The organism is Micromonospora sp. NPDC047738 (assembly GCF_040642675.1).
In the GTDB taxonomy this organism is placed as follows: domain Bacteria; phylum Actinomycetota; class Actinomycetes; order Mycobacteriales; family Micromonosporaceae; genus Micromonospora.
Genome location: NZ_JBEYSO010000006.1, coordinates 258726 through 284701, shown reverse-complemented (window position 1 = coordinate 284701; position 25976 = coordinate 258726). Strand labels below are relative to the sequence as shown.

15 protein-coding genes are annotated in these 25976 nt (G+C 70.1%); 3 read left to right on the top strand and 12 right to left on the bottom strand.

Annotated elements, in window-relative coordinates; translation table 11 throughout:
- Positions 1-125: 125 nt before the first annotated feature.
- The 3 genes from ABZ783_RS13255 to ABZ783_RS13245 are packed head-to-tail and all read right to left on the bottom strand — an operon-like array spanning position 126 to position 11839.
- Positions 126-1613 (bottom strand): hypothetical protein, encoded by a 1488-nt coding sequence (locus ABZ783_RS13255; RefSeq protein ID WP_357437069.1) that lies wholly within the window; start codon positions 1611-1613, stop codon positions 126-128.
- Positions 1614-1616: 3 nt separating this feature from the next.
- Positions 1617-2060: a hypothetical protein gene (locus ABZ783_RS13250; RefSeq protein ID WP_357437067.1), complete on the bottom strand. Its 444-nt coding sequence runs from the start codon at positions 2058-2060 to the stop codon at positions 1617-1619.
- A 56-nt stretch (positions 2061-2116) separates the two neighbouring features.
- Complete coding sequence (locus tag ABZ783_RS13245) at positions 2117-11839, bottom strand: RHS repeat-associated core domain-containing protein (protein WP_357437064.1); 9723 nt, start codon at positions 11837-11839, stop codon at positions 2117-2119.
- Positions 11840-12288: 449 nt separating this feature from the next.
- On the opposite strand from ABZ783_RS13245, the gene ABZ783_RS13240 reads away from it, so the two are divergent.
- Complete coding sequence (locus tag ABZ783_RS13240; RefSeq protein WP_357437061.1) at positions 12289-14352, top strand: S8 family peptidase; 2064 nt, start codon at positions 12289-12291, stop codon at positions 14350-14352.
- A 62-nt stretch (positions 14353-14414) separates the two neighbouring features.
- Here ABZ783_RS13240 and ABZ783_RS13235 read toward each other — a convergent pair whose 3' ends face one another.
- From ABZ783_RS13235 to ABZ783_RS13215, 5 genes are all read right to left on the bottom strand, one after another.
- Positions 14415-14579, bottom strand: coding sequence for a hypothetical protein (locus tag ABZ783_RS13235; RefSeq protein ID WP_357437058.1), 165 nt, complete (start codon positions 14577-14579; stop codon positions 14415-14417).
- A gap of 11 nt (positions 14580-14590) precedes the next feature.
- On the bottom strand, positions 14591-14860 hold the full coding sequence (locus ABZ783_RS13230; protein ID WP_357437057.1) for a hypothetical protein: 270 nt from the start codon (positions 14858-14860) through the stop codon (positions 14591-14593).
- A 133-nt stretch (positions 14861-14993) separates the two neighbouring features.
- On the bottom strand, positions 14994-16052 hold the full coding sequence (locus ABZ783_RS13225; protein ID WP_357437055.1) for a DUF916 domain-containing protein: 1059 nt from the start codon (positions 16050-16052) through the stop codon (positions 14994-14996).
- A gap of 97 nt (positions 16053-16149) precedes the next feature.
- Positions 16150-17724, bottom strand: a complete 1575-nt coding sequence (locus ABZ783_RS13220; RefSeq protein WP_357437052.1) for a metallophosphoesterase family protein — start codon at positions 17722-17724, stop codon at positions 16150-16152.
- Between the two features lie 126 nt (positions 17725-17850).
- A complete protein-coding gene (locus ABZ783_RS13215; protein WP_357437049.1) occupies positions 17851-19062 on the bottom strand; it encodes a HupE/UreJ family protein in 1212 nt (403 codons plus the stop codon).
- A gap of 173 nt (positions 19063-19235) precedes the next feature.
- On the opposite strand from ABZ783_RS13215, the gene ABZ783_RS13210 reads away from it, so the two are divergent.
- Complete coding sequence (locus ABZ783_RS13210; RefSeq protein WP_357437046.1) at positions 19236-19910, top strand: hypothetical protein; 675 nt, start codon at positions 19236-19238, stop codon at positions 19908-19910.
- A 354-nt stretch (positions 19911-20264) separates the two neighbouring features.
- Complete coding sequence (locus ABZ783_RS13205) at positions 20265-22754, top strand: S8 family serine peptidase (protein ID WP_357437043.1); 2490 nt, start codon at positions 20265-20267, stop codon at positions 22752-22754.
- Between the two features lie 185 nt (positions 22755-22939).
- On the opposite strand, the gene ABZ783_RS13200 is transcribed toward ABZ783_RS13205, so the two are convergent.
- The 4 genes from ABZ783_RS13200 to ABZ783_RS13185 all read right to left on the bottom strand — a co-directional run bounded on the left by ABZ783_RS13200 (position 22940) and on the right by ABZ783_RS13185 (position 25976).
- The gene (locus tag ABZ783_RS13200; RefSeq protein ID WP_357437040.1) at positions 22940-23323 is read right to left on the bottom strand and encodes a GIY-YIG nuclease family protein; all 384 of its coding nucleotides are present in this window, start codon (positions 23321-23323) and stop codon (positions 22940-22942) included.
- A 284-nt stretch (positions 23324-23607) separates the two neighbouring features.
- Entirely contained in the window at positions 23608-24393 is a 786-nt protein-coding gene (locus ABZ783_RS13195; RefSeq protein WP_357437037.1) for a glucose 1-dehydrogenase, read from the bottom strand.
- 44 nt (positions 24394-24437) lie between these two features.
- Entirely contained in the window at positions 24438-25127 is a 690-nt protein-coding gene (locus tag ABZ783_RS13190) for a GntR family transcriptional regulator (RefSeq protein WP_357437035.1), read from the bottom strand.
- A 69-nt stretch (positions 25128-25196) separates the two neighbouring features.
- The gene (locus ABZ783_RS13185) at positions 25197-25976 is read right to left on the bottom strand and encodes an acetoacetate decarboxylase family protein (RefSeq protein WP_357437032.1); all 780 of its coding nucleotides are present in this window, start codon (positions 25974-25976) and stop codon (positions 25197-25199) included.

The following is a 25976-nucleotide window of genomic DNA, read 5'->3' as shown; positions in this document are numbered from 1 at the left end:
ACTGGGGCAGTCTGCAATCGGCCGGCGCGCCGGCCGATGCCGGCGCTTGCGCCGCCAGCAGGCCGAGCGCGACTGGACCATCCCGTGGGACAAGTGGTGATCCGCGGGTAGCAGCCCGGTCGGGCTCAGTCGGCGACCTCGACCAGCGGGAAGGCTCGGTGGCGCCGGGGCGGGACCAGGAAGTTCTGGCGGCGGGTGCAGGTCAGGAAGCGTTCCAGGCCGTTGTCCTGCTCGGCCACCCGGTGCTTGCGGGCCAGGTCCACGGCCGCCTGGTTGCGCCGCATCCGGGTGAAGAACTCCGCGGTCGGCACGAAGATGCTGAAGTGCAGCTTCGGCTGGCTGCTGCCGTCCGGCACGTCCAGGGGGTCGAAGCCGGGGCCGTCGATGCGGACGTGGATCGGGGTGCCGTCGGATGCGCGGGAGCTGCGCTGGAGGGTGGACAGGTGCCCCATCCGGCGCTCGCCCGCGGGCAGGCCGATCCCCCGGGCGGTCCGCTCGGCGTAGTCCGGGCCGCGGTTCTCGGCGGGCAGGAAGGACGGCCCGCCGCCGTCGCTGAGCTGGTCGGGGTTGCCGGGATGCACCGCCGGGGCGTGGAACATGTACTGCACCCGCTTGGTGAAGTTGCCGTTCTCGCTCGGCGGGGTGTCCGGCGCGGCCATGTCGTAGAACTGGAGCATGTCGAGGATGACGTGCGACAGGTGCTGGATGCTGCCGTTGTCCAGATAGTCGCCCGCGCGGGCGGTGGTCAGCCGGGCCGCGGGGTGGCCGGCGAAGGTGCAGATCGCCGGCGGCCCGGAGGCGTTGGACTGCTGGTCGGAGAAGCCCATCCACATCGGGGAGTCGGGCTGGATGAACCGGGCGTAGGGCAGCCGGTTCTGCTCGGCGACCGAGCGGGGCAGGCCGACCTGGGTGAACATGTGCCGGCTGGAGGTCACGGTGAGCAGCCCGGCGAGGGCCGGCGAGGGTGTCGCCTGTCCGGCCAGCGTGCCGCTGCCGTCGAACCAGGCCAGCACGTCCTGGATGACGGTGGCCCGATCGCTGCGGAACGTGAACAGCAGGTCGTGCTGCTCGATCCGCACCGGGACGGTGAAGCGCTGCTTGGTGACCCCCGGGTTGTCCGGGTGGACATCGGTCGGCGCGGGCGTCGCCTCCTCCAGCACGGACCGGGACGGGTCCGCGAGCAGCCGGGGCAGGTGCGCGCCGACGAGATCGCCGGTCAGGCCGCCCGGCAGCCGCCGGAAGTACGGCAGCCCGTAGGAGACGAAGGTCATCAGGCCGGCCGCGCCGAACGGGTACCGCGACTCCAGGGTGGCGAGCACCCGGGCCAGCTCCCGCTGGTCGTCGCGCCCGGGGGTGCGGGCCAGCGTGGCGGTGAGGTAGACGGTGTGCACCGGCGGCATGACGAACGGCCCGCCGGTGGGCGAGGTCTGCTCGGGCGCGCTGAACCGGGCGACGTCGAACTGGATGTCGGGCAGGCCCGCGGCCGGGTCGGGCGCGGCGGGACGGTGCGGGGTGCGGGCGTCGGCGGAGCAGGCGGCGAGGGCGGCGGCGGCCATCGCCAGCGCGCCGCCGGCCAGCACCGTCCGGCGATGGAGCCGGGACTCGTCGGCCATGGGTCAGCGGGACCGGTCGAGCGCGGCGCGCAGGGCCGCGCCTAGCTCCGCGTCGCCCGGGTCGGTCAGCCGCACCGCGTGCTCGGCGAGCCCGACGAAGCCCTCCCGGGCGCCGCCGTTGCGGGTCGGGCTCACCAGCACCGCGTCGGCGTCCTGCTCGACGTCCACGTGCCGGGTGCCCTTGGCGTAGCTGGTCCAGGACCGCAGGCCGAGCGCGTCGAGGACGGGCGCGAACGGGGACGGGCCGCCCCGCAGGTCGGGGCTGGGGAGGCCGGTGCGCGAGGCGGCGAGCATCCGGCGTACGGCGGCGCCCAGGTCGCGGGCGTCGACCGACTCGTCGAGGACGTCGAAGACGCCGTTGGCGATCCACATGCCGTCGGTGGTGAGCGAGGAGGAGTGCGCGACGTACCGACCTCTGTGCAGGTCGAGTGCGGCGAGTCTGGTCATGGATGTCCTCGGTGGGGAGGGGACGCCCCAGGATACCCGTGGGGCGTCCCGCCGGCCTATCTCATGGTGATGACGCGGACGGTGACCCCCTTGCCGGCGCCGTACTGGACGATCTGGTTGAGGACGTTCTGTTGGGCGGCGGTGGCCGTCCCACGGGGGACGACGATCTCCAGTTCCCGGGCGGCGACCTGACCGGGCCGGATGGTGACGCCGTCCCAGGTGACCGGGTTGTTCTTGGCGAACCCGGCGGCCTTGTCCACATAGCCCTGGAGCCGGCTGGTGAGCTGGCTGGCGCTCTGGTATGTCTTCGCGGAGAGGTCGACGCTCTTGATGCTGGTCGCGGTGCCGTTGGCGAACCGGTCGATGGTCGGGAAGCTGCGTGGCAGGTTGCCGCCGAGCTTCGCCTCGATGGCCAGGCCGCGTTGGAACTGGTTGAGCTTCCAGACCGAGCTGCCGGCCTTGAGGGCCGCCCCGAGGCCACCGCTGAGGGCGCCCAGCGCGCCGCCGATCGCGAAGTCCCTGAGGGCGTCGCCCATCGTGTACTTGCGACCGGTCAGCGCCGCGATGCCGGCGCCGATGCCGACCGAGGAGGCACCGCCGATCAGCGCCCCGACCAGGATCGGAATGCAGATGGGACAGTCGCCGTTGGGGTCGGAGAGGTTGACCGGGTCGTTGAGGGCGTAGCTGTAGAGGTTGGTGCTGCCGCCGCCGAAGCCGGCCGGGTCCTGGCTGAGGAAGCGGCCCGTGTCCGGGCTGTACCAGCGGGCCCGGTGGTAGGACAGCCCGGTGTCGGGGTCGCGCTCACGGCCGGTGAACTGCTGCGTGTTGCCGTTGGCCGCGCCGCTGGCGGTGGCGGCGCCGAACGGGTCGTACTGGTACTGCGTGGTCAGCGTGCCGGCGGCGTCGGCCAGGCCCAGGACGCTGCCGAGAGCGTCGGTGACCGGCACCCGGGCGCCGGCGGAGTCGGTGCGGACCAGCGTCTGGTCGAGCCCGGCGGTGAGCCGGTCGACGGCGGTCGCGCCGGTGAGCTCCCGGATCAGGTTGGGGCCGTCGTAGAGGTGGGTGGTGGTGGTCCCGCCGGCGGTCCGGCCGGCCAGCCGCCCGGCCGCGTCGTAGCCGTACGAGACGGCTAGGCCGGGGCCGGTGACGCCGGCCAGCTCGCCCCGGGCGTTCCAGGTGTAGCCGAGCACCCCGTCGCCGGTCAGGTTGCCCTCGTCGTCGTAGCTGAACGTCCGGTCGCCGCGGCTGGTCAGCCGGTTCGCGGCGTCGTAGCTGGCGGGTGGACCGGTGCTGGGGATGGTGACGGTGGCGAGGCTGCCGGTGAGGCCGAGCACCCGGCCGGCGCCGTCATACGAGTAGCCGAGGTTGCCGATCGGCACCCCGCCGGTGGTCTGGTACGACATCCCGGTGAGCTGCGACGCCGCGTCGTACGCGTACCGGGTGACCACACCGGCCTGCTCGACCCGGTCGGTGCGGCCGGCGGCGTCCCGGTGCCAACTGGCGGTGGTGCCGCCCTGGGTGATCTGCTCGATCAGCCCGGTCTGGTCGTACTGGTAGGAGATCGCCGGCTGCCCGGGCACGGTCATCCCGGAGCGGCGGCCGGCGGCGTCGTAGGAGTAGCCGACGGTGCCGGCCGGGCCGGTCACGCTGACCACCTGGTCGAGGTCGTTCCAGCCGAGGGTGAGCAGCCCGCCGGCCGAGTCGTCGATGGTGGTGAGCCGGTCCAGGCCGTCGTAGCCGAACCGTTTGGTGCTCTCGTAGCCGCCGCCGGTGGACGCGCCGTACCCGATGAAGGTGGTGCGGCCCAGCGTGTCGTACTCGGTGACGGTGGTGATGCCACGCCGGTCGGTGGCGGAGACCGCCCGGCCGAGTACGTCGTACGTCTGCCGGGCCTGCTTGCCAAGCGGGTCGGTGACGGTGACGGGCCGGTCGGACTGGTCGTACGCGACGGTGGTGCGGTTGCCCCGGGCGTCGGTGACCGTCGTCAGGTTGCCGTTGCCGTCGTACTCGTAGCTGGTGGCCCGGCCGAGGCCATCGGTGCTGGTGGCGATCTGGTTGTCGGGGTCGTAGCGGACGTACTCCTGGACGCCGGTCGGGTCGGTGACCGCGACCGGGCGGCCGACGGCGTCGACGAAGCTGCGCGTGGTGCGGCCCAGCGGGTCGGTCACCGCGACGAGGTCACCGTTCTCGTAGGTGTAGTGGGTGGTGTTGCCCAGCGGGTCGGTGAATGAGGTGACCTGGCCGGCGGCGTTGTAGGCGTAGCGGCGGGTGCGGCCGGCGGCGTCGGTGGCGGCGGTGAGGTTGCCGCGGTCGTCGTACGTCATCCGGGTGGTGCGGCCCTGGTCGTCGCTGACCGAGGTGAGTTGCCGGTAGGGCCCGCCGGAGGTGACCGTGGCGGCCTGGGCGGCGGCGGTGCCGGCGAGCGCGGTGAGCGAGGTGAGCTGCCCGTTCGCGTCATAGCCGAGGGCTGTCCGCCGCCCGTACGGGTCGACCAGCGCGGTGGGCAGGTGGGTGACCGGGTCGCGCTCGGTGGTGGCGGTCCGGGCCTGGGCGGTGCCGGCCGCCGTGGTCTCGGTGACCACCCGGCCGTTCGTGTCGAAGCTGGTCTCCCGGACCTGGCCGTCCGGCTCGGTGACCGCCGTCTTCACCACCTTGCCGCCCGCGTCGGTGATGTACGCGAACTGGTAGGTGACGCCGTCGGGCAGGGTCTGGGTCGCCACCCGGCCGGCGGTGTCGTAGGTGTTGGTGAGGTAGGTGACGCCCCGGGCGTCGGTGACGGTCGTCATCCGGTTGGCGGTGTCGTACGTGTACGTGGTGGTGCGCCCGCCCGGCGAGGTGACCGTGGTCAGCCGGCCGGAGCTGTCGTAGCCGTACTGCACCACCCGGCCCGCGTTGTCCTGGGCCCGGGTGACCCGGCCGCTGGTGTAGGCGAGCTTGATCCAGCGGCCGTTGGGCGAGGTGATCTGGGTGATGTCGCCGGACTGTCCGCCGCTGGACCGGGTGAGGGTGATCTGGTTGCCGTGCCGGTCCCGGATGGACTGCAACGGCGCGTTCTCGCCGAAGACGTAGGTCATCCCGTCGGTGCGGACGAGGTCCCAGCCGTTGCCGTTCCAGGTCATCACGGCGTCCCGGAACGGCCCGGTGGTGTCGACGGCCTTGAACACGGCATCGGTCCAGCCCGTCCCGGGGCTGATCCGGTCCATGTGGACCTTGCCGCTGTCCGGGAAGACCAGGTCGGCCTCGCTGTACTGCCGCTCCGAGTAGATGAAGATGCCGTAGGTGAAGTTGGCGCCGATGCCGAACTCGCGGTTCTGGGTGTCGTTCTGCCGGTAGGTGCGGGTGATCGCGATCGGCAGGACGTCGTTGACCACGAGGTCGGTGTGCTCGTCGACGAAGAGGCCGCTGGCCAGGTCGACGGGGTCGCCGCCGGAGTCGCCGTCCTCGCCGGGGCCGCTCCCGGCGGGCCGCTTGCCGCTGCCGTTGAACATCGCGCCGGTGAACTCCCAGACCCGCACGTCGGGGTCGGGCACGATCTGCTTGCCGTCGGGGGTGACGGTGCCGTGGCCGTAGATGTACCAGCCGGCCTCCGCGCCGGTCACCGCGCAGACCGCGGGTGCCTTGCCCGCCTTGCCCGGCTTCTTCGGGTACGACTTGACGGGCGTCTTGGTGCACGGCACCCGGCCCGGGTCGTAGTCCCAGAAGTCGAGCCGGCTGCCGGGCGCGAGGCCCTGGGTGTTCGGGTAGATGATCTGCGCGCCCTCGGGCAGGATCACCGAGCCGCCGGGCTGGACGGTGAAGTAGACCGGGGTGCGCACGCCGGCCGGGAGCGGGAACGGCGGCTGGTCCACCGGCAGGGCGGTGATGGACAGCTCGGTGACCCGCTTGCCGGCCCGGTCGCGGATCACCGCGCCCTTGGGCAGCCGCACCTCGAAGCCGGGGATCGCCGGGGTGGTGAGGACGGTCTGTTTCCGGGTGGGCGACGGGAAGCGGACGCTGTGGGCGGTGTCGAGGCGGGTCATCCAGATGGGGTAGGACAGCTCGACCGTCTCCCCGGCCCGCAGGTCCACGCCGGTCTCGAAGCGGCCGAAGGCGCGGCCCGGGCTGCTCGCGGTCGCGCCATCGATGACCAGGACGTGGTGCCCGGCGGTGAGCCCGGTGAGCAGGAAGCGGCCGGTGGCGTCGGTGCGGGTGCTGCGCCGGCCGACCGAGAGGGTGACGTCGGCCAGCGGCTTGCCGTTGAGCAGCAGGGCCTGCCCAGCGAGCGCGGTCGCCCCCACCGGGGCACGCAGCGCCGGCTGGAGGTGGCCGTACGCGCCGGTGCGGTGGCTGGCCCAGTCCTCGCCGGCGAGGTTGAACCGGTCCGGCGTCCAGGTCTCGGTCACGTCGGCGACGGTCCGGGCGGCCGGCGGGGCTGGCGTGGTCTTCGCGGCGGCCCCGGCGGGCAGCCGGACCTCGCCGGTCAGCGCCCCGATGGTGGTGGACGACGGGTCGACGAAGACGGTGTACGTACCGGTGGCCGGCAGGGTGACCGAGGTGAAGGTGCAGGTGTCGCCGCAGTACGCGCTGCTGCCGAGGTTCGACCCGTCCGGCTTGCGGATGATCGCCGAGGCGTTGTAACGGCCGAAGGTGCCGGCGGTCATGACCACGGTGACCACCTGACCGGCGGTGCCGGGGAAGGTGAGCGCCGCGTTCTGGCCGGGCACGGTGGTGGTCAGGGTGACCGCCGGGCCGCCCGGGGTGGCGGCGGCGGTCGCGTCGGCCGGCACCTCGTACACCTGGAGGGTGACGGAGCCGGTGTACATGCTGTCCGGGTTCAGCAGGATGGTGTACGTCCCGGTCACCGGCAGGGTGGTGACGTCGAAGAAGCAGGTCGCGCCGCAGTAGGCGCTGCCGGTCAGGTTCGACCCGTCCGGCTTGCGCACAATCGCCGACGCGTTGTACGTCCCGTACGTGCCACCGCTGCCCTGGACCGAGATCCGCTGGCCGGCGCTGCCGGCGAAGGACAGCACCGCGTTCTGGCCGGGGCCGGTGGTGGTGAGGGTGACCGGGCTGCCGCCGACGACGGCGGTCGCGGTGGCGTCGGCCGGCACGTCGTACAGCCGGAGGGTGACGGTGCCGGTGTACATGCCGTCCGGGTTAAGCAGGATGGTGTACGTGCCGGTCACCGGCAGGGTGGTGACGTCGAAGAAGCAGGATGCGCCGCAGTAGGCGCTGCCGGTCAGGTTCGACCCGTCCGGCTTGCGCACAATCGCCGACGCGTTGTACGTCCCGTACGTGCCACCGGTCCCCTGCACCACGATCCGCTGGCCGGCCGTGCCGGCGAACGACAGCACCGCGTTCTGGCCGGGTGCCGTGGTGGTGACCGGGACGGCCGGACCGCCGATGGTCGCGGTCGCCGCGGCGTCGGCGGGCACGTCGTAGACCCGCAGCGTGACCGCGCCGGTGTAGGCCGCGTCGGGGTTCAGCAGGATGGTGTACGTCCCGGTGACCGGCAGCGTGGTGACGTCGAAGAAGCAGGATGCGCCGCAGTAGGCGCTGCCGGTCAGGTTCGACCCGTCCGGCTTGCGCACGATCGCCGACGCGTTGTATGTCCCGTACGTGCCACCGGTCCCCTGCACCACGATCCGCTGGCCGGCCGTGCCGGCGAACGACAGCACCGCGTTCTGGCCGACAGTGGTGGTGAGGGTGACGGCGGCACCGCCCGGGGTGGTGCTGGCGGTGGCGTCGGCCGGCACGTCGTAGACCCGGACGGTGAGCGCGCCGGTGTAGGTGCCGGACGGGTCGAGCAGCAGACTGTAGGTGCCGGTGACCGGCAGCACCACGGTGTCGAACAGGCACGAGGTGCCGCAGTACGCGCTGCCGGTCAGGTTCGACCCGTCCGGCTTGCGCACGATCCCGGTGGCGTTGTAGGTGCCGTAGGTGCCGCCGTTGCCCTGGACCAGGATCCGCTGGCCGGCGGTGCCGGGGAACGACACCACGCCGTTCTGCCCCGGCACGGTGGTGGTGACGGTGACCGGGTCGCCGCCCGGGGTGGTGCTCACGGTGGCGTCCGGTGGCACGTCGAACACCTGGACGGTCAGGCTGCCGACGGCCGCCGCGGCCGGGTCGACCAGCACGGTGTAGGTGCCGGCGGCGGCGAGCGTCAGGGAGCTGAACGAGCAGCTCGTGGCGCAGGACGAGGTGCTGGCGACGGTGCTGCCGTTGGGGGCGCGCAGGGACACCGCCGCGTTGCCGCCGCCGAAGGCGCCGGCGGAGAGGTTGATGGTGACGACCTGCCCGGCGGTCGCCGGGAACGACACCACGGCGTTCTGGCCCGGGACGGTGGTGGTCACGGTGACCGCGGCCCCGCCGGGGGTCGTCGCGGCGGTGCGATCGGCCGGCACGTCGTACACCCGGACGGTGAGTGCGCCGATGGCGGTCGTCCGGCCGTCGACCAGGACGGTGTAGGTGCCGTCCGCCGGGAGGGCGGTGGTGTCGAGGAAGCACGACGTCCCGCAGGACGTGTTCGACAGGATCGACGTGCCGTCCGGCCGGCGCAGCGTCACCGTCGCCTCCGACGACCCGAACGTGCCGCCGGAGAGCTGCACCGCGACCCGCTGACCCGACACGCCCGGGAACGACACCACCCCGTTCTGGCCGGGGACCGTGGTCGTCACCGTCACGGCCGCGCCACCCGGGGTGGCGGTGGTCGCGGCGTCGGCCGGCACATCGTGCACCTTGACCGTGATGCTGCCGACGACCGTGCCCCTCGGGTCGACCAGCACCGTGTACGTGCCGTTCGCCGGCAGGGTGGTGGTGTCGAGGAAGCACGACGTCCCGCAGGACGTGTTCGACAGGATCGACGTGCCGTCCGGCCGGCGCAGCGTCACCGTCGCCTCCGACGACCCGAACGTGCCGCCGGAGAGCTGCACCGCGACCCGCTGACCCGACACGCCCGGGAACGACACCACCGCGTTCTGGCCGGGGACGGTGGTCGTCACCGTCACGGCCGCACCGCCCGCGGTGGTGTTGGCGACGGCGTCGTTGGGCAGGTCGTACACCCGGGCGGTGATCGCGCCGAGCGTGGTGCCGGTCGGGTTGACGAACACCGTGTAGGTGCCGGTGCTCGGGAGGGTGACGGCGTTGAACGAGCAGCTCGTGCCGCAGTAGCTCTCACTGACGACGGTGGTGCCGTCCGGGGCGCGCAGCGTGACGGCGGCGTTGTAGGTGCCGAAGGTGCCGTTGGCCAGGGTGACCGAGACGCTCTGTCCGGCGGTGCCCGGGAACGAGACGACGGCGTTCTGGCCCGGCACCGTGGTGGTCACGGTGACCGCGGCGCCGCCCGGGCTGGTGGTCGCCGAGGCGTCGGCGGGGACGTCGTGGATCTGCGCGGTGGCCTCGCCGACGTAGGTGGTGTCGGGGTTGAGGTAGACGGTGTACGTGCCGTCGACCGGCAGCACGATGGTGTCGAAGAAGCAGGACGCGCCGCAGTAGGCGCTGCCGGTCAGGTTGGACCCGTCCGGCTTACGGATCACCGCCGACGCGTTGTACGTCCCGTAGGTGCCGGCGCTGAACTGCACCGAGACCCGCTGCCCGGCGGTGCCGGCGAAGGAGATCGCGGCGTTCTGGCCGGGCACGGTGGTGGTCACGGTGACGGCGGCGCCGCCCGGGCTGGCGGTGGCCGTGGCATCCGGCGGCACCACGTGGATCTGCGCGGTGACCTGGCCCCGGTAGACGCCGTCCGGGTTGAGCACGATCGTGTACGTGCCGTCGACGGGCAGCGTCACCGTGTCGAAGAAACACGACGCGCCGCAGTAGCCGCTGCCGAGCAGGTTGGATCCGTCCGGCTTACGGATCACCGCCGACGCGTTGTACGTCCCGTAGGTGCCCGCGCTGAACTGCACCGAGACCCGCTGCCCGGCGGTGCCGGGGAACGAGATCAGCCCGTTCTGCCCGACCGTGGTGGCCACGGTCACCGGCCCGCCGCCGGGCGTGGCGTCCACGGTCGCGTCCGCCGGCACGTCGTACACCTGCGCGGTGACCGCGCCGGTGTAGGCCGCGTCGGGGTTGACCAGGATGGTGTACGTGCCGTCGACCGGCAGCACGGTAGTGTCGAAGATGCAGGAGCTGCCGCAGTAGGCGCTGCCGGTCAGGTTCGACCCGTCCGGCCTGCGCACGATCGCCGAGGCGTTGTAGGTGCCGTAGGTGCCGCCGGTCAGGTGGACGAGGACCCGCTGGCCGGCCGTGCCGGGAAACGAGACGACGCTGTTCTGGCCCGGCACCGTCGTGGCGACGCTGACCGGCGCTCCGCCGGGGCTCGCGGTCGCCGTGGCGTCGGCGGGCACGTCGTACACCTGGACGGTGATGGTCCCGGTCGAGGTGGACTGCGGGTCCACGACGAGGGTGTAGGTGCCGTCGGTGGGCAGCACCGTGGTGTCGAGGAAGCAGGCGCTGCCGCAGGAGCCGTTGGAGACGACGGTGCCGCCGCCCGGCTTGCGCAGCGTGACCGCGGCGTTGTAGGTGCCGTACGTGCCGCCGCTCAGCTTGACTGAGACCCGCTGGCCGGTGCTGCCGGGAAAGGTGACGGCGGCGTTCTGGCCGGGCACGGTGGTGGCGACGGTGACCGCGTCTCCGCCCGGGGTGGTGGGCGCCGTGGCGTCGGCCGGCACCTCCCGCACGGTCGCGGCGATCGAGCCGGTGGCCGAGCTCGACGCGGCCAGCAGCAGCGTGTAGGTGCCGGCGGTGCGGGCTGTCACCGTGTCGATGAAGCCGGCGGCGCCGACGCAGCCGGACGAGGCCGCGGTACGCCCGAACGGGTCGAGGACCTTCGCGGTGGATATGCCGCAGGAGCCGAAGGTGCCGTTTGCGAGCTGGACGCTGGCCTGCTGCCCCTCGGTCAGGTCGAACACGACCAGCGCGATGTCGCCGGCGCTGGGGATCGACACCGCGCTGGTGCCGCCGAGCGCGACCCGGGAGGTGTGCACCACGTCGGCGACCGTGTACGGGGCGGGCGCGACGAAGACGTCGGCGGCCCCGTCACCGCTGCCGTGGCGGGTGCGTACCCCGATCCGGCCGGAACCGGCGCCGGCGGGCACCTGGACGGTCAGGCTGCCCGCGCCGACGGCCGAGGTGAAGGCCCGGGTGCGGTTCAGGGTGACGGCGTTGTCGGCGGCGTCGGCGGCGAAGCCGGTGCCGGTGACGGTGACCGTGCCGCCGGGCACCACCACGGTCGGGGCGACGCCGGTGACGGTGGGCGCGGACTCGTCCGGGCCAGCGACCACGAAGGACTGCGGGCTGGTCGCGGTGGCCCCGCCGACGGAGACGGTGATCAGGCCGGTGGTCGCCCCGGCGGGGACCCGGGCGACCAGGCGCCGGCCGCTGGCCGAGGTGACCGTGGCCGGGACGCCGTTGAACTCGACGGTGTTCTCGCTCGCCACGTCGGAGAAGCAGCCGCCCTGCAGGGTCACCTCGGCGCCGACCGCCGCCCGGGGCGGCACGACGGAAACCAGGGCGAGGGCCGGGCTGCCGTCGTTGCTGACGGAGGTGATGTTGCCGGTGGGGTCGTACCGGTAGTGGGCGGTGCGGCCGGCCTGGTCCTGCACGCCGGCCAACTGGCCGGCGGCGTCGTAGGCGTAGCCGACCGAGTCGCAGGAGACCGAGGCCGGGACGATGTCCGGCAGGTCCGCCCGGACGCCGAAGGCCAGCAGCAGGGTCAGCGCACCGACGGTCGCGGTGAACCGCAGCCGGGCCCCGGCCCAGACCCTCGATCGGATGCTGCGGCGGCCGAGTGGTCCTGACATGGTGCCTCCCCCAAGACGCAACCTCTGCCGTGGAAGGTAGGCGAGCGCCATCGGCAGGAATAGATGCCTGCGAGAACGGGGCGCGGGCGGCCCTGGTGACCGACCGTGACAGGACCTGCTACCGGCCGAAACAGGCGGACCGCCGGTGATCGTGTCGACTATCGGACAGTCAGTTGTGTTGCCCGAACCTGGCCGAAAAAGGGCAGGTCAGAAGGGATCCGCCGAACCGGGCGCGAAGTTGACTAATTGAATCCGAATCGGTGGATGAATTCATGGTCCGCCTTTGCCGCCACATCGCTCGATTTGCCGAGGTTTCCGCTTCAACGACCAGAGTGCAAGGAGTCAAAACCCACAATGGATATCGACCAGATCCATTGTTATATTCCTGACCCCCGGCCTCGGTGACCGTGGATCCCCCTCCTATCCATGTCCCGGAAAGGACGTGACAGGTGACGAGACGTCTCTGGAAATGGCGTGCCGGCAGCGCGGCTGCCCTCATGGTGCTGGCCGGCCTCGCGGTCCCCGGCCCAGCCTCGGCCGCCTCGTCGGTGCGGACCGGGATGACCTGGACGGTCCTCGGCCAGCAGGGTGGCTCGGTCCACGTCGGCTCGGACGCGCAGACCAACCCGTACGCCGGCGACACCGCCGTCGACCAGCCCCGGGCCATCCTCTGCCTGCTCGTCGACGGCCGACCCAAGCCGCCGGACGTGGTGACCGATGCCTACAGCGGCTGGGCCGCCGGCGCGGTGCAGGTCACCCCGCAGATCCCCGGGCTGGTGCTGACCTCGCAGGCCCAGGGCGACACGATCTGCGCGGAGACGTTCGGCGCGGGCTGGCGGCTGGCGGAGTTCCACGACGGCGGCGGCTGGACCTTCTGGGCCAGCGGCGCGATCCCGGCCGGCACCCGGTTCTGGACCGCGATCAACGACCAGCCGGCCAACCCGTGGAACTCCGCGGGCGACCTGCCGACCAGCGTTCCGCAGCCGAAGTTCCTCACCTCCGAGGCACCCGTACCGGGACAGTTCATCGCGATGCTTCCCGAGTCCACCGCCCCCGAGGACGTGGCCGGCATCGCGGCCAGTCTGGTGGCCGGCTACGGCGGCACGATCATCGACACGATGGAATCGGGCATGTTCAGCTTCACCGCCAGCGACGCTCAGGCCCAGGCGATGAGCCTCGACTCTCGGGTCGAGTCGGTCGAGCAGGACACCTACGGGCAGCCGAGCGAGTATTCCTGGGCGGTCGACCGCGTGGACCAGCGCAACCTGCCACTCGACTACGCCCCGTACACGGGGGGCGGCGTGACGGGAGCCGGCGTCAAGATCTACATTTTGGACACCGGATTCCGGCCCAGCCACCAGGAGTTCGGCGGCCGGGCCAGCCAGGCCGTGGACTTCATCCGGTTCCTCGGCCAGCGTGACGACTGCAACGGACACGGCACCGCGGTCGGCAGCGCCGCCGGAGGCGCAACCGTCGGCGTCGCCCCCGGCGCGACCCTGATCTCGGTACGGATCGCGGGCTGCCGCGGCAACGCGTACAACCCGCTCGTCTCGGTCTTCAACTCGACGATCGTCGCGGGCCTCAACTGGGTCGCCGTCCACCACTCCGGCCCCTCGGTCGCCAACGTCAGCTACGGCGTCCCGCCGGGCTTCTGGCGGCGCTGGCTGCGGCTGTCCAGCCCGACGGACCGGGCCGCCAAGTTCGCCATCAGCCGCGGGGTGACCGTGGTCGCCGCCGCCGGCAACGAGAACCACAACGCCGACCGGTCCAGCCCGGCCCGGGCCGGCGGCGTCATCTCGGTCAGCGCCACCGACGGCAGCGACACCAGGGCCAGCTTCGGCAACTACGGCAAGGTCGACATGTTCGCCCCTGGATACGGCGTACGCACGGCCTGGCTGGACGCCGACAACCAGTACAACACCGTCAGCGGCACCTCGTTCTCCGCGCCGCTGGTGGCCGGCGCCGCCGCCCTCTACCTGCAGCGGAACCCGAGCGCGTCACCCGGGGCGGTGGCCAGCGCACTGTACGCCAACGCGACGCCCAACAAGGTGAGCAACCCGGGCCCCGGCTCGGCCAACCGGCTGCTGTTCGTCGGCGCGCCGCCGGCCACCCACGCCGGGATGACCTGGGCGCGGCTGACCCAACGCAGCGACGGCGTCGTGCAGGTGGGTCGGGACGCCACCACCAACGCGTACACCGGGGACACGCCCGCCACCGCGTCCCTGCCGGTGCTGTGCATCCGCATCGACGGCCGGCCGGCGCCCGCCGGCATCCCCACCACGGGCTTCGGCAGGTGGGCCGGCGGCGCCGTCGCGGTCACCCCGGCCATCCCGGGCGCCCAGCTGACCAGCCTCGCGGCGGCCGACGCGATCTGCGCGGCGCAGTTCGGCAGCGGGTGGCGGATGGCGGAGTTCCACGACGGTGGCGGCTGGTCCCTCTGGGCCTCCGGCAACCTGCCGGCCGGTCGTTTCTGGACCAGTATCAACGACCAGCCCGCCAACCCCTGGAACTGACGCCGGGCCCGGCCCGGGGAGCCGTCGCTCCCCGGGCCGGTGGGCACCCTCGACGCGGCCGGTCAGGGGGCGCAGTAGAGCAGTCGGTTCGGCGACCCGGCTCCCGGGCTGGTCACGAGGCCGGTGGTCGCGGTGGCGAGGACATGGTTGGCCGCCTGGCCGACGGTCCACAGGGGGTTCGCCTCGGCCACCACGGCGATGCAGCCGGCGACGTGCGCGGAGGCCATCGAACTGCTGCTCAACAGCTGGTGTCGGAGGCGATCGCCGTGGTGGTGATGTTCTCGCCCGGCGCGAAGATGTCCAGGCAGCTGCCGTAGTTCGCCGAGCTCATCTTAGCGTCGGTGATCGTGGTGCCAGCCACGGTGACGGCGGCCGGCACCCGGCCGGGTGAGTAGGTGCAGGCGCTGGCGGCCGACGAACCCGACGGAACGACGTACGGGATACCCGAGTTGATCGAGTTCGTCACGGCGTTGTCGAGTGGGGTGCTGGGGCTGCTGCCGACACCCATGTTGACCAGCGCCCGCGTCCCGCGGGCGTTGGCGGTGACCCAGTCGACGCCGCGCCCGAAGGGACTCGAACCCCTAACCTTCTGATCCGTAGACCGATGCTTGCCTGCCCCCCACCAACAGTTCGTTGGAGTGTCAGACATCAAGTGGAGACACCGAATGTTCGGCGGGCTTGTGGATTGGGACGTTCTCGCGGAGCTTGGCCCGCCAGCGGCGAGAAACCAGAGCCGTGACGACGAGGAGCCCGGAGAGGACTGCGAGAAGGAGCAGCAGTAGCCAGGGGAGGGCCCAGGCGTGCGTCGTGGCCTCGACGGTGGCGAGCGGAGCGATCGAGCCCGACGCGTCGGTGAGCAGTGGGACGAGGGTGACGGTCCCCGTCAGCTTCACCGCGGGTGCCACTCCTGGTAGCGGCACGGAGACCTTCCAGGTGTCACCTGGGAGCAGCGGGGGCGAGTCCTCGATCTGCCCCGCGCGGACGTTCAGGCCCCCGAAGGGGCCGGAGATGGACACTGCCTGCCGAGCGGTGACGATGGCGTTGCCCGTGTTGCGGATCGTGTACGTGACGGCGGCGTCACCCTTCCCGAACGGATTGGGCGTGCCCGAGTAGCGCACCTGCAGATCCTCCACCGACAGGCTCGGCTTGAGCGCTCCACCCACCCGCAGGCGGATCCGAATGCCCACACGGCGGGCCACATTCGTCCCATCCGCTTTGCTGGCTTGCGTCAGCGAGGTGACGACGCCGCCCAGGTAGTCGCCGGGCGCGGCGTTGTCCGGAAGGGTGAGCTGGAACGGCACCTCAACCGACTGGCCGGGCCCGACCGTCACGTCGGGGCGATCCGTGTGGACCCATGCACCGATCCCTGTCGACTTGGCGTCCTGGGTGACCAGGTCGAGCTGGCCCTCCTTGGTGGTGAACCCGTCGGCGGCGTACACGGCCAGGTTGAGCGGCGTGGCGCCGTGGTTGACGACGACGAGAGCGTCCTTGAGCTGCCCGCCGGGGTTGAGGGTGTAGGTGTAGTTCTGCCGGCCGGACCCGAAGTTGTTGGAGGCCGTCCTGACCGCCCAGGAGACGTCGCCGTCCGCCGCGGCGGCAGGTCCGGCCCCCACTGCGAGGAAGCCGAACGCGGCGAGCAGCACCACGACAGTGGCCTGGGCGAGGACTGCTGCGGTCGTACGCGGTTTGGGCAGGTGCATCTGATGATCCTCGGACGGTCTGGGAGCGGCGGGATGGAACACGTGCGGTGGGGTGGGCACCCGACGGTGCCCACCCCACCGGGTGGAGCGGACCGGATCAGCTCAGCGCGGTGAGCGTGGTCCCGGCGCCACCCTCGGTCGTCTGCTCAACCCACGCGGACGGGGTCGTCCGGGCCACGTCGGCCCGCTTGTCCCAGCCCTTGCCGCGGTACGGGTGGATGACCACCTTGTCGGCGGTGGATCCGACCGGCTGAGCGGGGCTGGTGCCGTTGTTCGGGCCGCACCACTTCACCTTGCCCAGTTCCACGGCGGCGTTGGGCCCGTCGCAGGTGCTGCTGCGGATGTTCTCGACGATGAGCTTGTTGTCGCGCACCTGGACCTTCACGTAGGTGCGGACGTGCTCCTGGTTCTCTACCGAGTTGGCGTAGTGGTTGTCGGGGTTCAGCGGGTCGGGGCCGAAGTCCGAGCCCGGGACGGGAGCGGTGAGGTCGTAGTACTTCGAACCTGACGCGGAGTTCGCCGTCACGTAGATGACACCCCCGGGGCCCTGGGCCACCTGCTCGGCGCCGGGCTGCTCATCCGGGTGCGACTTCTGACCGTTCTTGAGTGCGTAGCTGCGGGAGTAGCTGTGGTCGTGGCCCTGCAGGACCAGGTCGACGCCGAGCTTCGAGAAGGCGGTCGGGAAGTCCTGACGGCGCTTCTTGTTGTCGCTGTCGTTCGCGTGGGCGGCCGGCGAGTAGATCGCGTGGTGGTACACGAGCACCGTGTACTTGGCGTCGGCGCCGTGCGCCTTGATCACGTCGGTGATGTAGCCGATGTGCGCCTCGTCCGAGCCGTTGGCGTACGCGTTGCTGTTGAGGTCGATGAACAGGACGCCCTTGTAGGTGTACCAGTAGTCACCGCCGGACCGGGTCGTCGCGCTGCCGTTGTAGAACGGCGTGGAACGGTCGGTGTTCGGGGTCCAGAAGTGCTGCTCGTAGGCCTTGCCGCCGACGTCGTGGTTGCCGATGGTGGCGGCCCACGGGTACTGACGCAGCTCGTCGGGCGCGAGGAAGGCGTTCCACTGCGTCTCGGTGTTGGCGGTCTCGACCTGGTCACCACCGGAGACCAGCAGCTCGGCGTTCGGGTTGGCAGCGGCGGCGACCTTCAGCGTGTCCTGCCACCCCTCACCGTCCTTGGCCACGTTGCCGGACGAACCGATCTGCGGGTCGCCGAAGAACAGGAAGTCGAAGTCGCCCTTGAAGGCCTGGGTCTTGAAGGAGTACGTCGGGGACCAGCCGCCCGCCGCGCCGACCCGGTAGGAGTACGTGGTGTTCTCCTGCAGGCTGTCGATCGTGGCGTGGCCGTTGTAGCCGCCGTTGACGCTGTTCGCGGCGACGCTGGCCGAGAAGGTGACGGAGTTCGCGGGGAACTCGCCGTTGACGAGCTGGGAAGCCGGCGCGACCTCGACGATCTGTGGGGTGCCGGTCGAGGAGTACCACGACACGACGCGCTGCGATTCGCTGGCGCCTACGCCGAGGACGATGCCGGTGGGCGCCGCGACATCGGCAGCGTGGGCCGCCGACGCCAGGCCGCTGCCGAGCACCGCGGCGACGCCGAGGACCGCCGCGCTGGCGCCCCCGGCCACCCGGCGGCGCGCAACCCCGCGGCCTTGTGTCCAATCGAGCCTCATCAGATTCCATCCGTTCTGATTCGAGGGAGTGTTGAAAAGCCTTGGTCAAGCTCGCGGAAACCGGTGTCTGCCAGGTGAACCTCGGGCAGGCGGACTGTTGCGCCTGGCGGAAGTTGTCCCGGGCAATCAGATTCCGACGACCCGCTGTACGAACCACACCAGGCCCATTACGGACACCCCCGCCGCGATCGCCCCGGTCGTCCACACCCCTGCGGCCGGGCTGTGGCGGCGCAGCAGGGCGAGCAGCGGGAAGACGACCACGATGATCGTCAGCTGGACGACCTCGATGCCCACGTTGAAGACGAGCAGCGACCACAGCAGCGTCCACGAGAAGGCCTGGTCGATCCCGAGTGCCGCGGCGAAGCCGAGTCCGTGCACGAGGCCGAAACCGAACACCACCGCGAGCCGTCCCCAGCCCGCACGGTCCAGACTGAGGTGACTGCGACCGGCCGACTCGAGATCCGCGGCGTGCGACCGGCGCCGCCAGATCCGCCACAGATGCCAACCGGCGACGGCCGCGATCGAGAGGGCGATGACGGGCTCGACGAACGACGCGGGCAGCTGAACGAGGCCGAGGGCGGCCAGGATGAAGGTCACCGAGTGGGCCAGCGTGAAGGTCGTCGCCGCCAGCACGATCTCGCGCAGGCGGCGGGACCCCACGATGAGCGCCAGCAGGAACAGGATGTGGTCGAGCCCGGTGAGCAGGTGCTCGGCTCCGAGCCGGAAGAACTCCCAGAACCGCTCGGACCAGGACTGTTGCGTGGAGAACGACCGATGCTCGGCGTCGAGGGCGGTGCTTCCCGACTTCAGGTCGAGGTCGTAGGTGACGATCGTCTTGGTGTCGCGCACATAGCCCTCGGAGTCCGGGAACAGCCCGCTGCGGACCTCGTGCGCTCCCGCTGACTCCGGGCACCGGTAGTCGAGAACCAGCAGCGCGTACGGGACAGCCTCGCGTTTCTCGACGGTGAAGTCGCCGTCGCGGACCGGGGTGCACGCCGTGCCCTCGGTCGTGACGCCGAAACGCTCGGTCACGTACGCGACCACCGTGTCGGCGTGGGCGTCGAGCGCGGCGGCCTGCTCCGCCGCATCGCCGTCCTCGAACGCCGCGGTGCCCGCCCGGAAGAGCTGATCATCCTTCTCGTAGTCGGCAGCGGAGACGACGAGCAGGTCGTACTCCAGCCCGAGCTCGGCGCGGACGTGCCCGGTCTCGGGCGAGGTGAGGTCGACGTACGCGGTCGAGCTGAAGCCGTGGGCAAGGGCGGGCGCGGCACTGAGCAGGACGCCGACGGCTAGGGCCGCAACGACGACACCAGCGCGCCATCGAGCGGCGTGGGGCATGTGACTCCTCTTCGGTTGGCGACCGAAATCTGCTCGGCTCAGATGAACGAACGGCAGCCTGCGCGCAAACCAGCGACGAAACCCACCCGACCGAGCTGGCCTGCGCATTCGCAAACGCCCGGCCGTCGGGTAGGAAGTAGGGCGCACCTACCGCCACCTCGAGGACGGTCTCCATGCGCTCCCGCCTTCTGCCCGCCGGCACGCTGGCCGCGGCAGTAGCGACCGCCGTACTGATCACCGGATGCAGCTCCGGCGACGACTGGTCCCGGCCGCACCCGAAGCCCACCGCCGTCGGCACTCTCGGCCCGGGGTTCTTCGACCCGGCCGCACCGCCCGCCCCGGAGGCGACGATCACGCCACGGCCCGGCTCCTGGGACGGGGTCCGTCCGTCGAAGGGCTACCGGGTGGTGCTGCTCACCGCAGGCGACGACCCGCAGACCAGGACGCTGGTGAACGCCGTGACGCAGTGGGCCGAGGACGAGCAGGCCAGCCTCAAAACCATCACCGCCACTGAGCCCGATCAGTTCATTCCGCAGATCAGCAAAGCAATCGACCTGGCACCCGACCTCATCATCAGCGCCGGCAACGACCTCGTCGACCCGATGGCCCTCGTCACACCCCACCACCTCGACCAACAGTTCCTCGTGGTCGGCGCCGAACTGGCCGAACCCACCGCGAATGTCACCGCCGCCGACTGGACGGGTGCGTCGTTCCGCGGCGAAGGACTCGGCATGTCCTCAACGTACGACCCCGCCACCTTCACCCCCGAGCGCGCCGGCCGCGCCGTCCGGGCCGGCGTCGCGGCCGTACTCAACCGCCTGACCGGCATCGTCATCTGGCTGGACTAGACGCTGGCGAGGGGATCCCGGCTACAACCCGTACCGCGCATGGCTTACCGCCTACGAGGGCAACGAGACGAGCTGCCTGAACGCACGTTCTGTGCTCTGTCAATGACCGATCGCTGCTGAATCGACGATCCGGTCGTCGCAAACGAGAATCGGGTCGGCTCGCGGTCCAGCGCCGGCGGCGACCGTGCGACAGGCGTAGGAGCCGACGGCGGCCATCTTCCACAGGTGGCCGATGACCTGCCGCACGTCGGTCCGTAGGTTCGGTTCGACCGTTGTGGCGACTGGCCCGTGTCTATGCCGACGAGGGACCTCGAGCCGCTGGTCGACGGGTGGTGTGGGAGAAGGAGCACGCAGATGCGAAGAGGGAAGTTTGCCTGGCGCGGCTCGGTGCTGGCCTTGGCGGTGGTAGCCACCGGCCTGCCGGCGACCGGCGCCCTGGCCCGGCCGGGGGCCGACGAACGCCCGGCCAGCGCGCAGCGGTCGTACCCGGAAGACTGCGCGCAGTGGTCGTACCCGGAAGACCCCGGCTTTGTCGCCAAGAGTCCAGGGGAACTAGATGCCGCTAAAGCCAGTTGGGAAACGCCGGAATATGGTTATTATACCGGCCATAATCCTTCTACTCCTGGCACAGCGGTCAATTCCCCATGGCAGCTCACCGCGGTAAACGCGTCCACCGCCTACGCCCTGGGGTACTGCGGGCAGGGCGTCACGCTGGGCATGATGGATTCGGGCTACAGGCCTACACACGAAGCATTTCAGACCGAGCTGATCGATCCGGTGACAGGGGAGGGAGTCTACGGCACGTCCGGTTACGGGTATCGTGGCGCGACCCCGACGAACCCTTTTACTGCCGGCGAGTGGTTCACTGTGGCCGGTGATCAGGCGAGACCAAGTGACTACTCGCACGGGACCGGTATGCTTGGGGTTACCTCCGGCATGCGCGATGGTATCGACCAGCACGGCATCGCCTTCGGGTCGAAGATGTATGTTGCCAAGACCGGCGGTTCCGATAGCCAGTCCCACGGCCCCTTCCACGATTACGTGTACTGGTATACAGCCAATAAGGCCCTGGTCGACGCAGGCGCCCAGGTCATCAACAGCAGCTGGGGCTCATATGTCCAAACCCTTGACAGAGCCCGCTATGACGGCTTAGGAAACGACCTTGGAGTCAACGGCAACCGCGCCAACGCTTACCAACTGAATGGCAAAGACAGCGCCAGCGCCACGGCAATGGCGACCATTATCCCCAACGAGCACCTGAAGGATCTGGAGTACCAGTATTTCTTCTTCAAGAAAAGCTATTCGGAAGGCGGCATTCAATACAATCCGAACCACCCCGGACGTTCCTTTATGGACGCCATCTGGGACGCCATCAAGGATAGCGGTACCGTCAACGCAAGGTCGGCCGGCAACAACGACTGGAGCAACCCGTATTTTCGCCCGGCGTATCCCCTCTTCAATCCCTTGGCGGAAAAGCAGTGGATAGCCGTCGGCGGGGTGCAACCGCCCACTGCGACCAATCCCGAATACACAAAGCACTTCGGGTATAACGAGGCGGGGCTCGCCAAATGGTGGAACGTGTCTACCCCCTCAAGCAACGTTCGGACCACGAGCAGCGCTGGTGACACTAACTATTCAAACTCAAGCGGCACGTCACCGGCAACGCCCGTTGCGACAGCGGTGATGGGGGTTCTGCTCTCCCGCTATCCGAACATGGACGCCAAGCAGGTGCGTGAGCTGATGTTCACCACGGCGAACAACAAGATGTCCGACGGCGTGAGATTCCTCGGCACCGGGCAAACCTCCCCCTCCGGGGCATCCATCGCCTGGACCGCTCCCGACGGTCTTCCGGACGAACGCTGGGGCTGGGGGATTCCCGATCTGGCCAAGGGCATGTACGGCCCCGGCCAGCTCCTGAGCCCCATGACCTACAACATGGATAAAGCGCCCTTGGACGTCTGGTCGAACGACATCAGCCAGATCGCGATCAAGGAAAGGGAAAGGGAAGATCTGGAGTGGCTGGCGGGCTACAAGAAGCACGGCATTGCCTACGCCGGTGAATTCAGCCCCAACGTGCTGAACCCGGACGGCACGCTTGACGAACAGGCCTTCATGCTTCAGGGCATTTTGGGTGATCCTCACATCCAAGCTATCACTAACGGCCATCCCGAGTTGTACGACAAGATCACCTATGAGGACGCCGTCAAGTGGCGCAAGGAATGGATGGACGAGCGCGCGGCCTACATTCAGAACAACATCGACAACAACCTCTACACGGCTTCTCTGACCAAGCAAGGCCCCGGGACGCTGATCATGACGGGCAACGCCACCTACGAGGGCGGCACGACGGTTGAAGGCGGTAAGCTTTCGATCACCGGCTCGCACGCAAGCTCGATCGACGTCAAGGGCGGCACGCTCGGCGGCAGTGGCAGCGTGGGTGACAGCGTGACCGTCACCAGCGGCATGCTGCGGCCCGGGCTCGCGTCCGACGAGGCCGCGCAGCTCACCGGCAACTCCGCGGGCAACGTCCTGAACGTCGGCGGGAACGTGACCGTCGGCAGGCAGGGTCGCGTCGCCGTCACGATCTCCGGCGACCGGGACTACACGAGCGTCCGGGCGGCGGGCAAGCTGGTGCTGGACGGCGAGCTGGACCTGGACGTGCGGGGCAAGCTGACCCCGGGCACCGTGTTCACGATCATGAGCGGTAGCTCGATCGAGGGCGCCTTCCACGCGCTGCCCGAGAACCGGGCCCTGAACGTGGGCGGTTACCTGTTCCGGGTGTCCTACAAGAACAACAGCATGACGCTGACCGTCATGCAGCCGGTGCCGAACAACGGGAAGTAGGCCGTGATCTGCGGCTTGACCATGGTCGAGCCGTGGTGAAGGGACCGTGAGGAAAGGCGGGCCGCGACGCCGAGATCGGCGTCGCGGCCCGCCAATTCGTCCGGCCCGCCCCGTGCCCCTGCTGCCTCGTCAACTGTCACCAGAACGCCGGATCGAGTCCGGCACCGACAGGAGCCGCCGCCTTCCTACCGGCGCGGCTTTGGCACCTGACGGTTAAAGCGGGGGCTGAGGGCCAGGACCAGGGCTTCCTTCGTTCCCTCCGGGTTGTCGGTCTCCTGCCAACGGACCTCGCACCGGCCAAGCCAGTCAGCGATGTCCGCGGCGGACGCCTCGTCACCGGGATTGTCGAGGAGCTGGCCAACCTGCTCGTGCAGCACCGACGAGTCCCGGTTGCCGGTCAGGTGCTGCCGCAGGCGATTGCGCAGATTCCCGGTGTAGCCGACGTAGACGACCGTGCCGCCGTCGAGGACCACGAGCACGCCGGGCGTGCCGGGAGCGCCAGCTGCGGCTTCCATCGTGTACGGCTGAGAAGGCGTGAAGTCGGCCAGAAGATCTTCGGCGTCGAGCATCCTCGGACGCCACCGGTGTCAGCCCTGCCCCGCAGTCCCGCACGATCCGGGGTGCCCGTCGCGTCGTCGGCAACGCCGGCCGCCATCGAGCCGACCGTCGCACCAGACTCGGCGGCGGAGGTGCTGGGCGTCCTCCTCGCTGCGGGTGGTCTCGCCGAAGTCGAGGGCGGTGACGTGGCCGAGGAGTCGCGCAGCGCGGCGGGCAGGTCGGCGCTGGCGTCCGTGATTGCGGCATTGACCACGACCCGGATGAGGGGTGAGGCGGGTTCGGCCGAGGCTGCCATCTACATGGCGACGACCCAGCCACCGTCCACGGTGAGCGTGTGGCCCGTGACATACGAGGAGGCGTCCGAGGCGAGGAAAACGACGGCGCCCGCGAGGTCCGCCGGTTCGCCGACTCGTCCAAGGGGTATGTGCCTGGTCACCAGCTCATCCTCGACAGCCTTCGTGGGCAGGAGGTCGGCGGTCATCTCGGTTCGCATGTAGCCCGGCGCGATGGAGTTCACGCGGATCCCGTACCTGCCCCACTCGTAGGCGAGGTTCTTCGTCAACTGCACAACGGCCGCCTTCGACGCGTCGTACACCGAAGACCGTTCACCGTCGACGACGAGGCCTCCGATGGAGGAGAGGTTGATGATCCGGCCCCCGCCGCGTGGACGCATGGCCCGCGCGGCACGCTGGGCCACGAAGTACGTGCCGCGTAGGTTCACTGCCAGGGTCAGATCGAACTGATCCGGGGTCGCGTCCAGCGCGGTGTTGCGCAGCGATACGCCGGCATTGTTCACGACCACGTCCGGGACGCTGCGCCGCCGCTCAAGGTCGTCGAACGCGGCCTCGATGCTGTCGACCGAGGTGACGTCCAGCGACAGCGGAGCCGCGTGGAGGCCATGCTGTTCGAGGTAGGCGCACGCCTGCTCCGCGCGGTCGGTGGTCAGGTCCGTCGCGATGATCTCGGCGCCGGCCTGCCCGAGCGCAAGGGCCTGCGCGCGGCCGAGACCGCCGTGGGCGCCGGTGACCAGAGCTCGTGCGCCGTCCAGGGTGAATAGAGAGCTCAGGGGGGCCGAGGTCACTGACAAGGTCCTTTCTGGCAGCCCGTGAACGGCTGGCGAGGCGGCTACAGGCCGTAGTTGGTGAGGATCTCGAAGACCTGCTGGGAGTCGTGGCGGACGTGCTCACGCATCTGCTCGGTCGCGGTCGCGACGTCCTCGGCGGCCACAGCTGCCGCCATGGAGCGGTGGTCCACCCCGGTCCAGTCGGGGGTGGTGACCACCTTCGAGCAGAAGTACCACTGCCGTAGGGCCAGGTTGAAGTACACCCGGGCGGTCGCGACAAGGTATTCGTTGCGGCTCATCCGGTAGATGCTCTCGTGGACTGCGGCATCCAGGTCGATGCACCGTTGCAGGTCGGTGGTCTGCGCCTGTTCCTCGGCGAGCGCGACGAGTTGTTCCTTCTCGGCTTTCGAGCCGCGGCTGCAGGCCAGCATCGTGGCGAGGGATTCCAGCTCGAGTCTCAGTTCCATGACCGAGCGGGAGTCCTTGAGAGCGATCTCGGTGGCGTAGGTGCCGCTGCGCGGGTAGATGACGACCAGCTTTTCGAACTCCAGCCGGCGGATCGCCTCCCGTACCGGGGAAAGGCCGAGGCCGAGATCAGCCCGCAGTGCACTCTCGACGAGTTTGTCTCCGGGCATGATCTCGGCGCGGACGAGTCGGGAGCACAGTCGGGCGTAGGCCGATTCGCTCAGCAGGGCGTTACCCGTCTGGTCGACGCCGACGAGCGCGCCCTTTCCGGCATACTCCGACAACATGCTGCTCCTCCCCCACATTCTCCGCCGCGCGTGCGCAGCGGCCCCGTTTTCTGGCAAGCTACCGGACGGCTACGGCCGCTCGGCTTCCTCGACACCGGGCGGACTGCCGAGGAGGTCGTCGATCACCGTCGAGATCCCGTTCGCCACGGTGCAGGCGTAGTCCCCGACGGAGAATTCGCCGCCGAGAACCTCCACCACCTTCAGTTCGACGCCATTGACCGAGAGCGTGTCGGTGAGTTCGACGTTCGCGGGGCCGAAGCTCTTGCGGTTCAGGACGAAGTCGCTGGATGTGTCCCGGGAGATGATCTCGAAGACGCGGAAGCCTGGTCCGTTGGCCTCGGGCAGGGCGTGGACCTGAAGGTGCGGGTACGTGGACATGTCTGCCCAGGCCGCGTTGTCGTAGCCCTCCTGGGGAGTCATCGAGATGCCGAAGATCAGCTTGCCGGAGCGGTGGACGGTGCCGGAGACGGATTCGGCGGTGTCGGTCAGGGTGATCTCGGCGTACTGCTTGGGGTAGCCCCAGACCTCCCGGCCGAAGGCGACGCTCCAGGGCTGGTCCTCGTACTCGAAGAAGTAGTTCACCCCGCGGTGGTTGCGGTATCGGACCGGGATGACGACGCCCGAGTCGTAGAAGGCCCCCGGGGTGGCGTTGCCGAAGTCCGCGATCTGCACGACGAATCGGTCGTCGGCGAGTTCGAACGGAGTGGGCTCGAGAAGGGCCTCGAGGTTGGCCCGGTCGCCGCGGCAGTAGACGGAGAGGCTACGCAGATCCTTGCACCAGTAGGGCTGGTCGCCGCTCGGGTATCCGAGGTAGGTGAAGAACTGCTTGGTGTCGTACGTCTTGCTCAT